Source organism: Cohnella terricola, from assembly GCF_007786475.1.
GTDB lineage: Bacteria > Bacillota > Bacilli > Paenibacillales > Paenibacillaceae > Cohnella > Cohnella terricola.
Map to the genome: position 1 here is coordinate 112,892 of NZ_VNJJ01000009.1, position 14,062 is coordinate 126,953.

Consider the following 14,062-nt stretch of genomic DNA (forward strand, 5'->3'; position numbering starts at 1 on the left):
GCTGCTCGATGACGAGTTTCGCCAATTCGTAACATTCCACTTTGTACCCCAACCTCTCTTGCTGTTAGTATAATTGTAACGTGTGGTTCAAGAAGGTTGCAATCGGAAGTTCCGAGAGGAGGCGGCATCTTGAGCATGATCGGCTTCTACGCAAGTCCGCTTGGCGATCGAGCGTTCCTGCTTCGCTGGCATGGGGAGATCGAAGCGGGAGAACTGGCGGCGAAAGCAATAGCCATCGAAAATAGGAGTCTGCCCTGGCTGCTCGAGACGGTCACGGCTAGCCGGTCGATCGCGATTTATATGAAGGCGACTTCTCCGATGGCGATGAGCGATGCGATTCGGGAAGTTATACCGATGGCGGGACGGCAGTTCGTGGGGGAAGTTAGCGATCTTCCCCCTAGGGAAGTTGAACTCCCGGTCGTCTATGGTGGCGAGCACGGTCCCGATCTAGCGGATTGCGCCATTAGAAGCGAGATGACGGCAGAGCAATTCGCGGCGAAGCATTCGGAGGTCGTATATACAGTCGATGCGATGGGATTCGCTCCCGGTTTTCCTTACTTGAGCGGTTTGCCCGACGGTTTGACGCAGCCTCGCCATGCCAGTCCTCGTTTGAAGGTGCCAGCCGGTTCAGTCGGCATTGCCGGCGATCGGACAGGCATATATCCGACGGACTCGCCGGGAGGCTGGCAGATTATCGGAAGAACGGCGGTTCCGCTTTTCCGGCCCAATCATGAAAGGCCGTTTCTTCTCTCTCAAGGAGATCGCGTCAAGTTTGTCCCGGTCGCCGAATATTCTTCGATACCGGCGGAAGCGGCTGCAGGCGATGCAAGCAGAGATCGTGAACGTCCCGCCAATGCGGCGCTGACTGTGCTGAAGCCGGGATTGCATACGACGATTCAGGACTCGGGACGCATAGGATGGCGATCCAGCGGCGTATCTCCCGGGGGGGCGATGGACGGGGCAGCGATGAGGATGGCCAATCTTCTGGTCGGAAACGACGAATACGCCGCTGTGCTGGAGCTCACGTTAATCGGAGGACACTATATCTGCGATAACGATGTTCTGATTGCCATATGCGGAGCGGATCTGTCTCCGTGCGCGGGCGGCGATCCGATTCCGATGAATCGGCCCGTCTACCTCGCCCGAGGCGCGGAATTGTCTTTCGGGGCTGTCCGTTCCGGCTGCAGGGCGTACGTGGCCGTGGCCGGAGGGATCGATGTCCCGGATACGCTCGGAAGCAAAAGCACGGATACGAGGGCCGGCTTCGGCGGGCGATTCGGCCGGGCATTAGCGGAGGGGGACGCGATCGGCTCGCGGCCGTTTTCCCCTCAGTCATCGGCTCTTCTGGAGAGAATTCGGACATCGGCGATCAAACATAAAGCAACTTGGGGGACGGTGAAATGGAGCGCGGCGCCCCCCGTGGCAAGCGGTCTATGGCAACACGGCAGTCGTTCCGGTACGCTGCGTCTTGTCCCGGGGGCGGAATGGGACGATTTTACCCCGGAATCTCGCAAGGCGCTGCTAAAATCCTCCTATCGTGTGGAGGCCTCATCAGATCGGATGGGACTAAGGCTGTCGGGAGAGGCGCTGAGCCGGAACGCGAGTGAAGAGTTGTCGTCCCACGGCGTCGTGCCCGGCACGATTCAAGTTCCCGCCGGAGGCCAGCCGATCATCCTGGGTGCGGGTTGTCAGCCAACCGGCGGGTATCCGAAGATCGCGCACGTCATTACGGCCGATTGGCCGATGCTAGCTCAAGCGGCGCCTGGCGATCGGCTGTATTTCGAGATGGTCGACCTAGAGACGGCCGAGAGGGAATTGGCCAACCGGGAAAAGGAGTTTGCGCGCTTAAAAGCGGGAATTTTCGCTTACACACGCGCGCTGATGAATGGAGAGGGAGAATCATGAACGAGATCGATATCAACGCAGATCTGGGCGAAAGCTTCGGCGCCTATGAGTGGGGCGCGGACGAAACGTTGCTGCAATTCGTCTCCTCGGCGAATATTGCTTGCGGATTTCATGCAGGAGACCCGCATGCGATGCGCCGAACCGCAGAGAGCTGCGTGAAGCGTGGCGTGGCGATCGGAGCGCATCCGGGCTTGCCGGACCGCCTTGGCTTCGGCCGGCGCGAGATGGCGGTCACGCCCGAGGAGGCGGCCGATTTCGTTCTCTATCAGACCGGGGCGCTGCAGGCTTTCGTTCATGCGGCGGGAGGCAAGCTCCGGCATGTCAAGCTGCATGGAGCTCTTTACCATATGGCCTCTAAAGACGAGAGATTGGCGGTAGCGATCGTGAAGGTCGTTCATCAACTCGATCCGAAGCTGCTTTTGTATGGACCTCCAGCAGGCCGATTGCTGGAGTCCGCGGCGGCTGTCGGACTACGTTATGTCGTGGAGGGATTCGCGGACCGTCTTTATTTGTCGGATGGAACGCTGGCCCCTCGGCAGTTGCCCGGAGCGGTGTTGGACCAAACGGAGTCCGTCGTCCGGCAAGCGCTGTCCCTGGCACGCGAAGGCGCCATTCGGACGCTATGTGTTCACGGAGACACGGCTCGGGCGGCGGAGCATGCCGAACGGATCGCAGAGGCCTTGCGGGAGGCGGGCATTACCGTTCGTCCGCCTCGTTAAGCCAGGGGCGATAGGTGATCAAGAGGCGACCCTCTACGTGCAAGGTTGAAGAGCAAAGTGCGTTCGGGTACGATAAGGTTGCCCGGTGCGAGAGGGTTCGTCGCGGGATACCGCGCCCTACCCGCCGCCCGAGGCCGCAACAACTAGCAGGAGGCTGTTCCTATGTTATTTTTCGCACATCGTCGCGTGTTAACGCATTCCCGCTTACAGGCGAAGGCGATACGCATCATACTATTAATCGTTCTCGGTTTATTTTCCTTCGTTGGATTTATCGGACGAGCGGAAGCCCACGCCGCATTGGAGGCGACGACGCCTGCCGCGGATTCCCGTCTCGATGCCGCTCCGCCGGCGGTCGAAGTCGTTTTTAACGAACGGTTGGATAGCGGCGGGGCCAGGCTGCTCGTCTTGAACGAGTCGTCGCGGAACGTCGCCAAAGGCAAAGTCGAACGAATCGATGAAGGCAAGGGGATTCGGATTGCGCTTCCGAAGTTGGAAGACGGACATTATACCGTCTCTTACTCCGTGATTTCGGCGGACGGCCATCCGATCTCCGGCGCGTATGTCTTTACGGTCGGCAACCCGGCCCCTCTGCCCGATGCAAACCAACTGGATCCGCATCAGCAGGTCGGTCATGCTCATAACCACGGAGGAGCGGGGCTGACCGTAGATTCGTTCCTTCTCTATACCGCCAGAATTCTCTATTACGCCGGACTGCTTGCCACCGCGGGTATTGCGTTATGGGGTCTCATGCGCAGAGCTACGCCGGTTGTACGCGACACACTTGCGCGTTCGCTCGGGCTAGCGGGCAAATTCGCCTTCATCGCAACGCTCGCGTACGTCTTTTTCAGTCTAAGAGATTTGGGCCAAGGGGAGCCGATCTCCGAGTGGTGGCGCATTCTGACGGAAACGACAATCGGCAAGCTGTACTGCGCCGAATTGTTGCTTGCCGTCGCCGCTCCTTTGCTCCCGTCCTTAAGCGCAATTCCACGCGTCGTCTGGGCTGCGCTCGCGTTGTTCGCGGAGGCGTGGTCGGGTCATGCGGCGGCGTTTAATCCGATCGCTTATACGGTCGGGCTTGATTATGCGCATTTGCTCGCGGCATCCTTATGGGGTGGAGGGCTTGTGCTTCTGCTTGCGATCTGGTACAAAGAACGGCCCGAGGCGGGACGATTCGCTCTCCTTTTCTCCAAGTGGGCGCTTGTTTCTTTCCTTGTGCTCTGGGTGACGGGCGTGCTGTCGACGCTCGAATTTCTGCCGTCCTTGAGTTATTTGAAATACACGCTTTGGGGAAAATGGCTGCTGGCCAAAGTCGCGCTTTCCGTGCTCGTCGCGGTGACGGCTTTCCTGATCCGCAAACAGATGAAGAAGGGCGATCTTCCGCGCGGCAGCTTATTAAAGGTGGACGTAGGTTTGCTGGCGGCCATCGTATTGAGCGTAGGCGTATTGACCTATCAAACGCCGCTTCCGGCCAATAAGCCGCTTAACTATCACAAAATGGGGATAGACATGCACGTTACGCTGCGGGTTTCCCCGAATACGCCGGGTGACAATCAGTTTACGCTAAAAATATGGCTGCCGGAGACAGTTGGAGAAGGCAAGCCTAAGAAGGTACAACTGCGAATGCTGCCGCTCGACAAGAAAGATATGGGATATATCGACGTTCCTCTTGAGCCGTACGAGGACCAAGAGATTGACGAATTCCCTAACTACGTGATATCGACTTACAAAGCCCAAGGCCCGTATTTACCATTCGCCGGGGAATGGAAAGCCCAAATTCGAGTCACGGACGCGACGGATACGGAAAGGGTCTTAGAGACGACTTATCGGATTTACTAAGTCTCTTAACAAGCAGTCATGCCGTGTTGCGGACCGGATCGAGCTAAGGGAAGGGGACCTTGCCGTTGGACAATCAGAATCGGACAAAAGACGGAAGAATCAAGTGGCTGATCCTACTCATTCCTACGCTGACGATCGGGGCGTGGGAGTATGTGAGGCATGCGTTCTTGTTGCCGTACATCTCGATGGATCTGGGGAATTTGCTCGCTCCGTTTATCGTTCTGGCTGTTACTTTGACGCTAGTCAGAGGATTGTTCGCCCGTCTGGAGCATTCTCAGCAAGCTTTGCAGATCGAGAAAGGCGTTAAAGCCGCGCTGGAGGAAAGGGAAAGCTTGGCACGGGAATTGCACGACGGCATCTCCCAGTCGCTGTTTCTGCTGGCGGTGAAACTCGACCAGTTGGATGAGCATAGCCATGAAGGGCCTGTGCGGGAACTCGCGGCCGGGTTGCGGGAGACGGTGCGCGTCATGCACGAGGACGTTCGGCAAGCGATCGCGAATCTTCGCGAGCCTCCTTCGCCCGCGGCCGCGGCATGGATCGTGCCACTGCGGGTTCTGCTAGGAGAAACGGCTGAGTTGACGGGGTCGAAAGCGGAATTCGTATGGACGATCTCGGACGACGGCTTGACCGACAAGGAGAAAGTCGAGTTGCACGCCTGCGTGAGAGAGGCGTTAATGAACGTGCGCAAGCATGCGAAGGCGTCCCATGTGTACGTCGTTGGAGAGACGGACGGCGCGGGAGGATTCCGCTGCACGGTCGAGGACGACGGAGCCGGGTTTAACGGCGATCCGTTGAACACGCGCGGGCGTTTCGGATTGCGAATGGTGCGCGATCGCGCCGAGGCGATGGGCTGGGAGTTTCGTGCGGAACGCAAGGGCGGCCGTACGGTCGTGGAATTGCTGAAGAGAGGAGACGGGAAGAGATGAGCGAACCGATTCGTCTGCTGCTCGCCGACGATCACCGGCATGCGCGGGAAGGGATGAGGACGATCGTGTCCGCCGTTCCCGAATTTCTTGTCGTGGGCGAGGCGGCCAGCGGGGAAGAGGCGTTTCGGTTGACGGAGACGCTGAGACCCGATTTGATCCTGATGGACATCAACATGCCGGGAATGGGCGGACTTGAAGCCGTAAAGGCGATCAAGAGCTCGTATCCTGCCGTGAAAATAATCATGGTCACCGTATCCGACGATGTCGCTCATTTGTTCGAGGCGCTCAAAAAGGGCGCGCAAGGGTATCTGCTTAAGAACCTGAATCCTTCCGCATGGAGAGATTATTTGCGCGCGGTGGCGCTGGACGAGGCTCCGCTGAACCCGGAGCTGGCGATGTCCATCCTGCGCGAGTTTGCGGATCGCAAGGGCGGCGACACTTCGCCGCCGGCGAAGATGAAGTCTCGCGAGATCGATGGGCTTACGCCGCGGGAAAAGGATATTTTGCAGGAGGTCGCTAAGGGCTACACGAACCGCGAGGTAGCGGCATCGCTCGGATTATCGGAACATACGGTGAAAAATCATTTGAAAAACATTTTGCAGAAGCTGCATTTGGACAACCGCGTCCAACTGACGAGATACGCCTACGAGCGGGGGATGGTGGAATCGGACTAAGCGGCTTGAAGACGATCGTCATGAGTTTGTCACAAAGTATCACGCGAATATGACTCATTCGGGTCATGCGACCCGGAGGGAATACGGACTATACTTGGTGATATCAACTCAAGGATATTTGAAAGGTCGGATTCATTAATGAAAAAGAGTTTTGTTCTTATGTTTGCTTTGCTTTTGACATTCGGATTCGCGAGTCTCGCCAGCGCTCACGTAACGGTTCAGCCGAAAGAAGCGCCTGCCGGCTCTTACCAAGTATTCACGGTTCGCGTTCCTTCCGAGAAGGATTCCTCGACGACCCAAGTGAAAGTCGCGATCCCGGACGGCGTGAACGTCAGCCGCTTCGAGCCTAAGCCGGATTGGACGTACGACGTAGAGAAAGGCGCGGACGACAAGATCGTCAGCGTCACTTGGAAAGCGACGGGCAACGGGCTGGGCGGTACGGAGTTCGGCGAGTTCCGCATGCAAGGCAAAGTAGCGGACGATGCCAAGGAACTTGTCTGGAAAGCGTATCAGACGTATTCCGACGGTGAAGTCGTGGAATGGACCGGCGCTCCGGATGCCGACAAACCGGCTTCCATCACCGCAGTTACTGCGGCTACGGGCGATGCCCATGGCGACGGACACGGCGCCGCTGCCAGTCCTTCTGCTGCTGGCGCAGATCATTCGGAAGGACGCGACACACTGACGCTGACGCTCGCGATCGCGGGACTTGCGGCAGGCGTGCTGGCGCTGATCGTGGTGCTCGTCCGCAAGCCGAAGCGGGGATAACAACGATGCGGAAGCAGGACCGTTAAAGGGCGACAGCTCGACGGTCCTGTTTTGTTGTTTGGGGATGTATATAATTACATTTGTATATACGGAAATAGAAAGTCGCTTTGCACGATATAACTCGGTTTCGCCGGACTACATTCGCTCGCACCACCATCCCGCACGATATAACTCGGTTTTGCCGGACTACACGCGCTCGCACCACCATTTCGCACGATATAACTCGGTTTCGTCGAACTACAGATGCTCGCCCTGCCATTTCGCACGATTTAACTTGGTTTCGCCGGACTACAGAAGCTCGCCCACCATTTCGCATGTGTAACTAGGATTCTCCGGACTACACGCGCTCGCCCCACCATTTCGCACGATATAACTCGGTTTCGCCGGACAACACGAGCTCGCACCACCATCCCGCACGATCTAACTCGGTTTCGCCGGACTACACGCGCTCGCCCCACCATTTCGCACGATATAACTCGGTTTCGACGGACTACATTCGCTCGAACCACCATCCCGCACGATATAACTCGGATTCGCCGGACTACACGCGCTCGCCCCACCATTTCACACGTGTAACTCGGATTCGCCGGACTACACGCGCTCGCCCCACCATTTCGCACGATATAACTCGGTTTCGACGGACTACACGCGCTCGCCCCACCATTTCGCACGATATAAATCGGTTTCGCCGGACTACACGCGCTCGCACCACTATCCCGCACGATATAACTCGGTTTCGCCGGACTACACGCGCTCGCCCCGCTATTTCGCACGATATAACTCGGTTTCGCCGGACTACAGATGCGGAACATATGCACTCCTACCGAGTTAAATCACCCTCCCCCCCCTCGAACGACGCGGCCATGAACGAACTCATCGAAAATAGGAAAGAAAATGCCGCGCTGCGCTTGCCTGCGGGCATTCCTTACACTATAATGAAGCTTAAATCTTGAAATGCGAAGATGGAGAAAAGTAAGCAGTGCCTTCTTTCAGGGAGGGAGCGCCGAGGACTGTGAGCGTTCCTAGGAAATCAGGCTGCCGAAGTTCGCTCCGGAGCAGTTCTCTGAACGTTCGGCTTGGTCCGTTCAGTAGGAGAAACCGGCTTGCGGCCCGTTACGCCGCGTGAAGCGGGAATGCGCATGGCGGCGGATGTCGCCCGCGGCAGCCGACTCTTGTGAGCGGCGACGGCATTCCAACAAGGGTGGTACCACGGTCTTTTCGTCCCTTACGGGAGAGAGGGCTTTTTTTATTTTATCGCGATAAGGAGAATTCGAATGAAGGAAAGATTAGAGGCTTTGCGGATCGAAGCTTTGGATAAGCTTCAGAGCGTGGCGGACGCCGCTGCGTTGAACGATCTCCGCGTTCATTACCTAGGCAAGAAAGGACAATTGACCGAAATCCTACGGGGCATGGGCGCGCTCAGCGCCGAGGAACGTCCGGTGATCGGGCAAGTGGGTAACGAAGTCCGAGCGGCGATCGAGGCAGTCATTGCTGAGAAGCAGGAAGCTTTCGACCGTGCAGCTACCGCGCATAGGCTACAAGCTGAGACGATCGACGTGACTCTGCCCGGCAAATCGGTTAGCGTCGGAGCTGTACATCCGCTGAACAAGGTCGTGCAGGAGATCGAAGATATTTTCATCGGCATGGGTTACACGGTGGCGGAAGGACCGGAAGTCGAGACGGACTTCTTCAACTTCGAAGCGCTGAACCTGCCGAAAAATCACCCGGCGCGCGATATGCAGGATTCGTTCTACATTACCGACGAAATCTTGCTGCGCACACAGACTTCGCCAGTTCAGATCCGCACGATGAAGGCGATGAACGGGAAAACGCCCGTGAAGGTCATCTGCCCGGGTAAGGTGTACCGCCGCGACGACGACGATGCGACGCACTCGTTCATGTTCCATCAGATCGAAGGACTCGTTATCGGACCGAACATTCGAATGAGCGATCTCAAAGGAACGCTGCTGCAGTTCGTGCAGGAAATGTACGGTTCGCAGATGCAAATTCGCCTGCGTCCGAGCTTTTTCCCGTTCACGGAGCCAAGCGCGGAAGTAGACGTAACGTGCGCCCAATGCGGCGGCAGCGGCTGCCGGATGTGCAAGCACACGGGTTGGATCGAAATTCTCGGCTGCGGCATGGTGCATCCGAAAGTGCTGGAGTACGGCGGTTACGATCCGAAGGAAGTAACGGGCTTCGCCTTCGGCATGGGCGTGGAGCGGATCGCTCTACTTAAGTACGGCATCGACGATATTCGTCACTTCTATGCGAACGATACGAGGTTCCTGAATCAATTTGCCAAAATGTAACGTAGACGAGCGGAGTTCCGGGACAACGTGCGAATGAGGGCCAAAAAAGTGCCTTGGCGGGCGGAGTTCCGGGACAACGTGCGAATGAGGGCCAAAAAAGTGCCTTGGCGAGCGGAGTTCCGGGACAACGTGCGAATATGAATGCGCAATCCATAATAAACGACCAAAAACGAGGGGAGTTTCCCATGAACGTATCTTATCGGTGGTTATCCGATTATATCGACTTGAGCGGCATATCCGCGCAACAATTGGCAGAGATGATGACGCGCGGTGGAATCGAGATCGATTCCGTTCCGTCCCGCAACGCGGGAGTAACCGGCGTCGTTGTCGGTTACGTAAAGAAAAGGGAGAAGCATCCGGATGCGGATAAGCTTAGCGTGTGCACGGTCGACGCCGGAACCGGCGAGGACCTGCAGATCGTCTGCGGCGCCCCGAACGTAGGCGCGGACATGAAGGTTCCAGTGGCAGTGGTGGGCGCGAAGCTGCCCGGCGGATTGAATATCAAACGAGCGAAGCTTCGCGGCGTCGAATCTCAAGGCATGATCTGCTCCGCGCGCGAGCTCGGTATTAACGACAAGCTGCTCCCGAAAGAGCAGCAAGAAGGCATCCTGGTTCTGCCGCCGGATACTGAGATCGGACGCGACATTCTGGACGTGCTCGCTCTCGACGACTCCATACTGGAGCTCGATCTGACGCCGAACCGTTCGGATTGTCTAAGCATGCTTGGCGTCGCATATGAAGTATCAGCGCTTACGGGGCGGCCCCTGAACTTGCCGGAACCGGCAAAAGACATCTTCGCCGCTTCGGATTCGACCGCGGACTATGTGAAGGTCTCGATTAGCGCGCCGGATCATTGTTCGCTCTATACGGCCCGTTATATTAAAGGTGTGCAAGTCGCACCTGCGCCGCAATGGATGCAAAATCGCCTAATCGCTGCAGGCATACGTCCGATCAACAATATCGTGGACATTACGAACTACGTCATGTTGGAGTACGGTCAGCCGCTTCATGCTTTCGACGGCGGCAAAGTCGCCGGAGGCCGGATCGACGTTCGTCTCGCCAAAGCCAACGAAACGCTCGTCACGCTCGATGACCAGGAGCGCAAGCTTGAACTTCAAATGCTCGTCATCGCGGACGCGGAAAAAGCGATCGGCCTTGCCGGCGTAATGGGCGGCGCGAATTCCGAGGTGTCGGCGGACACGACGGACATTATCCTCGAATCCGCCAAGTTCGACGGCAGCACGATTCGACGCACTTCGAGACAGCTCGGATTGCGTTCGGAAGCGTCGGCGCGCTTCGAGAAAGAAGTCGATTACGGACGCGTACGCGCGGCGCTTGACCGCGCGGCAGGGCTGATTGCCCGTTATGCTCAAGGCCTCGTGACCGAAGGAGTCGCAGAAGCGGAGATTTCCGCTCCGGAATCGGCCGTCATCGAACTGTCCCTGTCGAGAGTAAACGGTATGCTAGGGACGGAGCTTTCGTCATTGGAAATCAAGACGATTCTGTCCAGGCTTCAATTCGAGGTCGAAGTCGGCGGCGACGGCGTATGGAAAGTTACCGTGCCATCCAGGCGCACAGATATTACCCGTGATGTCGACTTGGTCGAAGAAATCGCGCGCTTGCACGGCTATGATGAAATTCCGACAACGCTGATCGAGGGTACGACGACGGCGGGTTCATTAACGAGACCTCAGTCGATTCGCAGGGAGCTAAGAGCGATCCTGACGGGGGCGGGAGTGCACGAAGCAATCAGCTATTCCGTCACTTCCCTGCCTCGGACGGCGTTGTTCGCGGAATTGTCCGCGGGAGCTAAACCGATCGCGCTCGCGATGCCGATGAGCGAAGAGCGCAGCGTACTTCGCACGACGCTGATCCCGAGCCTGCTGGAGTCCGCGGCATATAATTTGAGCCGGAAAAATGGCGATATCGCGTTGTTCGAGATCGGCAATGTCTACCATACGGACGAAGAAACGCTGACGCGGCTGCCTCACGAAAAGCCGAGAGCTGCATTGCTGCTTGCCGGCAACCGCCGCACCGCTGCCTGGAACCGCACTGCGGAATCTGTCGACTTCTATGACGCGAAAGGCATTCTCGAGAAAGTCTTTGAACGTTTGGGGCTGTCGGATCGTATATCTTACAAGGCTGCTCAACCGACGGGCTTCCATCCGGGCAGAACGGCTGCTATCGTTCTGCGTACCGAGCGCGGCGATGAAACGATCGGTTATGTCGGTCAAGCGCACCCGGAAACGCAGCGGGAATTCGATCTTCCGGATACGTATGTCGCGGAATTCGAACTCGATCCCGTCTACGAATACGCGAATTCGCTTATCGAATATCGTACGCTGCCACGTTATCCGGCGATTGAACGGGATATTGCCGTCGTCGTGGATCGCGGCGTATCCGGCGGAGATTTGACGGCTGCGATCTCGGCTTCCGCGGGAGAGTTGTTGGAATCGGTGAAAGTATTCGACGTATATATGGGCGAGCGGATTGGAAACGACAAGAAAAGTGTGGCGTTGGCGCTTGTGTACCGCCATGGAGAGCGTACGTTAACGGATGAAGAAGTCGGCGAAGCCCATTCGCGGGTACTCGCTGAATTGGAACAAACTTACGGCGCGGAACTTCGGAAATAGAGCAGGAAACGGTAAGGGAGGCAGCGAATACATCTAGACGCCGGTTGGCGAAGATGGTTCGCTGCTTTTATTACAGTCATGAACTATCGCGACTAGGAATTATTCAAGGGGCCGTTTAAGAGGCCGAATCGCAACATTAACTAATGAATCGAACGGTCGGATCGACCGACTACATAAATATGGGCGCAATGGGAGGATCACGCAATGGATAACCAAGAAAAGACGCGTGTCACCGTTGACATATATGGAACGCAGTATACGATAACGGGACATACCAGCACGGAGTATATGAAAAGGGTAGCCGCGCTGGTCAATGAACAAATGAATAAAGTGAATGTCGGCTCGCCTAGATTGGATTTGCCGAAGCTTGCGGTCCTTGCTGCTGTAAATATCGGGGACGAACTTATGCGCTTGCGCAGGGAAAACGAGCAGTTGCTCAAGATCGAGCACGATCACCAGCTTACGATTGAACAGTTGGAGAGCGCTAAGGACGCCCTTGAGAAAGAACTTGAGGCCGTCAAAGAGCAGACCTCAGCCGATCTGGCGTCACTCAAAACGCAAAGCGAAGCCGCACTCGAAGCGATACAAGAACGCTCTGCGATGGATCTTGCTAAGGCGGCCGAAGCATTGGAAGCTTTGAAACGTAATGCGGATCACGAATTGCAGGGGGAACGCTCGAAATCCGCGCAGCAATTGTCGCAAGTCAAAACAAGGGCGGCGCAGGAACTCGAGAGCACAAAAGCGAGATTAAACGGAGAATTGCAGCAGCAGAAGACAAATGCGGCCAAAGCTCTGGAGGCTGCCAAAGCTCAAACTGTTCAGGAGCTTGCTCAAGAAAAGGAACGAGCGGCAAAGGAACTGAGCCTAACGAGATCCTTGGCGGCGGAGCAATTAGCCAAAGTAGAAGCGCAAGCGGCGGGGGATCTAGCGAAAGTGCAAGCGCAAGCCGCGGAAGAGCTCGCGAAAGAGCGAGTCATGTTTGCCAAGCGCTTGGAGACCGCCAAATTGGAAGCGGCCGAGGAGCTCGAGAAGGCGAAGGTTGAAACGTCCTCATTAAACGTTCGGTTGGCGGAAGAACAAGCGGCATGGTCCAAGAATGAAGAGAAACTCGTTAGAGAATACGGCTCTGAGATCGAAGCGCTCAAGCTTATGCAATCCGCGGAGTTAGAAGAACTGTCGAGTAAGCTAGGTGCCGAAATGGAAGAACGGAATCGTCGCCATGCGGACGAACGGGCGGAGTTAGAATCGGCCCAAGCGGCCGAGATCGAAGCTGTTCGAGCCAAAGCGGTGTCGGAGATCAAAGATATCGAAACGATCTATTCTGAAGAGCTCGAGGCCGTTAAAGCGCAGTTGGGAGAGATTGCTACGGAGCGAACGCAATTGCAGGCCAAAGAGAAAGAATGGCAGCAATTAAGAGGTCAACTGGAGAGCGATATCGAGCACTGGGCAAAGCAAACCGACGATCAGCGGCGTACGGTGGTCGAGCAGCAGGAAATGCTGCAAGAGGTGGAGCAGCAGACAGCGGAGCGCTTGCGCGCGCACGAAACGGCGCTGCAAAAAGCGGAGAAGGAAAAAGAGGAATTGGCTCGTCAACTGAGCGAGCGGGATGCATGGGAGAACGAATCGAGCGAATCGATACGGCGACTGGAAGAAGATCTTGCTTCCGAACGGGAGAATCGCCGTATCGCGGAGAAACGGGAAGAAGCTCTTGAAGAGCGTCTCGCGGCATTGTCCAAGAATGAAGAAAAACTCGTTAGAGAATACGGCTCTGAAATCGAAGCTGTTCGAGCCAAAGCGGTGTCGGAGATCAAAGATATCGAAACGATCTATTCTGAAGAGCTCGAGGCCGTTAAAGCGCAGTTGGGAGAGATTGCTACGGAGCGAACGCAATTGCAGGCCAAAGAGAAAGAATGGCAGCAATTAAGAGGTCAACTGGAGAGCGATATCGAGCACTGGGCAAAGCAAACCGACGATCAGCGGCGTACGGTGGTCGAGCAGCAGGAAATGCTGCAAGAGGTGGAGCAGCAGACAGCGGAGCGCTTGCGCGCGCACGAAACGGCGCTGCAAAAAGCGGAGAAGGAAAAAGAGGAATTGGCTCGTCAACTGAGCGAGCGGGATGCATGGGAGAACGAATCGAGCGAATCGATACGGCGACTGGAAGAAGATCTTGCTTCCGAACGGGAGAATCGCCGTATCGCGGAGAAACGGGAAGAAGCTCTTGAAGAGCGTCTCGCGGCATTGTCCAAGAATGAAGAAAAACTCGTTAGAGAATACGGCTCTGAAATCGAAGCG

At 56.5% G+C, this 14,062-nt stretch carries 9 protein-coding genes and 1 other annotated feature; all 9 genes read left to right on the top strand.

What is annotated here, in order from left to right; translation table 11 throughout:
• The first annotated feature begins 135 nt into the window (after positions 1 to 135).
• Positions 136 to 1,905, top strand: coding sequence for a 5-oxoprolinase subunit PxpB (gene pxpB / locus FPZ45_RS16530; protein ID WP_246120480.1), 1,770 nt, complete (start codon positions 136 to 138; stop codon positions 1,903 to 1,905).
• A complete protein-coding gene (locus tag FPZ45_RS16535) occupies positions 1,902 to 2,624 on the top strand; it encodes a LamB/YcsF family protein (RefSeq protein WP_144704176.1) in 723 nt (240 codons plus the stop codon). Before pxpB ends, FPZ45_RS16535 begins: the two co-directional genes overlap by 4 nt.
• A gap of 162 nt (positions 2,625 to 2,786) precedes the next feature.
• Positions 2,787 to 4,460, top strand: a complete 1,674-nt coding sequence (locus FPZ45_RS16540; RefSeq protein WP_144704179.1) for a copper resistance CopC/CopD family protein — start codon at positions 2,787 to 2,789, stop codon at positions 4,458 to 4,460.
• Positions 4,461 to 4,525: 65 nt separating this feature from the next.
• Entirely contained in the window at positions 4,526 to 5,386 is an 861-nt protein-coding gene (locus tag FPZ45_RS16545) for a sensor histidine kinase (protein ID WP_144704182.1), read from the top strand.
• Positions 5,383 to 6,060, top strand: coding sequence for a response regulator (locus FPZ45_RS16550; protein ID WP_144704185.1), 678 nt, complete (start codon positions 5,383 to 5,385; stop codon positions 6,058 to 6,060). The genes FPZ45_RS16545 and FPZ45_RS16550 overlap by 4 nt, the downstream gene beginning before the upstream one ends.
• A 159-nt stretch (positions 6,061 to 6,219) precedes the next feature.
• Complete coding sequence (locus FPZ45_RS16555) at positions 6,220 to 6,828, top strand: YcnI family copper-binding membrane protein (protein WP_246120476.1); 609 nt, start codon at positions 6,220 to 6,222, stop codon at positions 6,826 to 6,828.
• A gap of 950 nt (positions 6,829 to 7,778) precedes the next feature.
• Positions 7,779 to 8,057: a binding site (T-box leader), on the top strand.
• A gap of 45 nt (positions 8,058 to 8,102) precedes the next feature.
• Positions 8,103 to 9,137: a phenylalanine--tRNA ligase subunit alpha gene (gene pheS, locus FPZ45_RS16560; RefSeq protein WP_144704191.1), complete on the top strand. Its 1,035-nt coding sequence runs from the start codon at positions 8,103 to 8,105 to the stop codon at positions 9,135 to 9,137.
• Between the two features lie 185 nt (positions 9,138 to 9,322).
• Complete coding sequence (pheT, locus tag FPZ45_RS16565) at positions 9,323 to 11,770, top strand: phenylalanine--tRNA ligase subunit beta (protein WP_144704194.1); 2,448 nt, start codon at positions 9,323 to 9,325, stop codon at positions 11,768 to 11,770.
• 204 nt (positions 11,771 to 11,974) lie between these two features.
• Positions 11,975 to 14,062: hypothetical protein (locus FPZ45_RS16570; RefSeq protein ID WP_186438427.1), on the top strand; the 2,088-nt coding region annotated here is incomplete at its 3' end.

Coding starts and splice junctions, on each gene's coding strand:
- FPZ45_RS16540 (WP_144704179.1), top strand. CDS start 2,787: ATGTTATTTTTCGCACATCGTCGCGTGTTAACGCATTCCCGCTTACAG.
- pxpB (WP_246120480.1), top strand. CDS start 136: ATGATCGGCTTCTACGCAAGTCCGCTTGGCGATCGAGCGTTCCTGCTT.
- FPZ45_RS16550 (WP_144704185.1), top strand. CDS start 5,383: ATGAGCGAACCGATTCGTCTGCTGCTCGCCGACGATCACCGGCATGCG.
- pheT (WP_144704194.1), top strand. CDS start 9,323: ATGAACGTATCTTATCGGTGGTTATCCGATTATATCGACTTGAGCGGC.
- FPZ45_RS16535 (WP_144704176.1), top strand. CDS start 1,902: ATGAACGAGATCGATATCAACGCAGATCTGGGCGAAAGCTTCGGCGCC.
- FPZ45_RS16555 (WP_246120476.1), top strand. CDS start 6,220: ATGTTTGCTTTGCTTTTGACATTCGGATTCGCGAGTCTCGCCAGCGCT.
- pheS (WP_144704191.1), top strand. CDS start 8,103: ATGAAGGAAAGATTAGAGGCTTTGCGGATCGAAGCTTTGGATAAGCTT.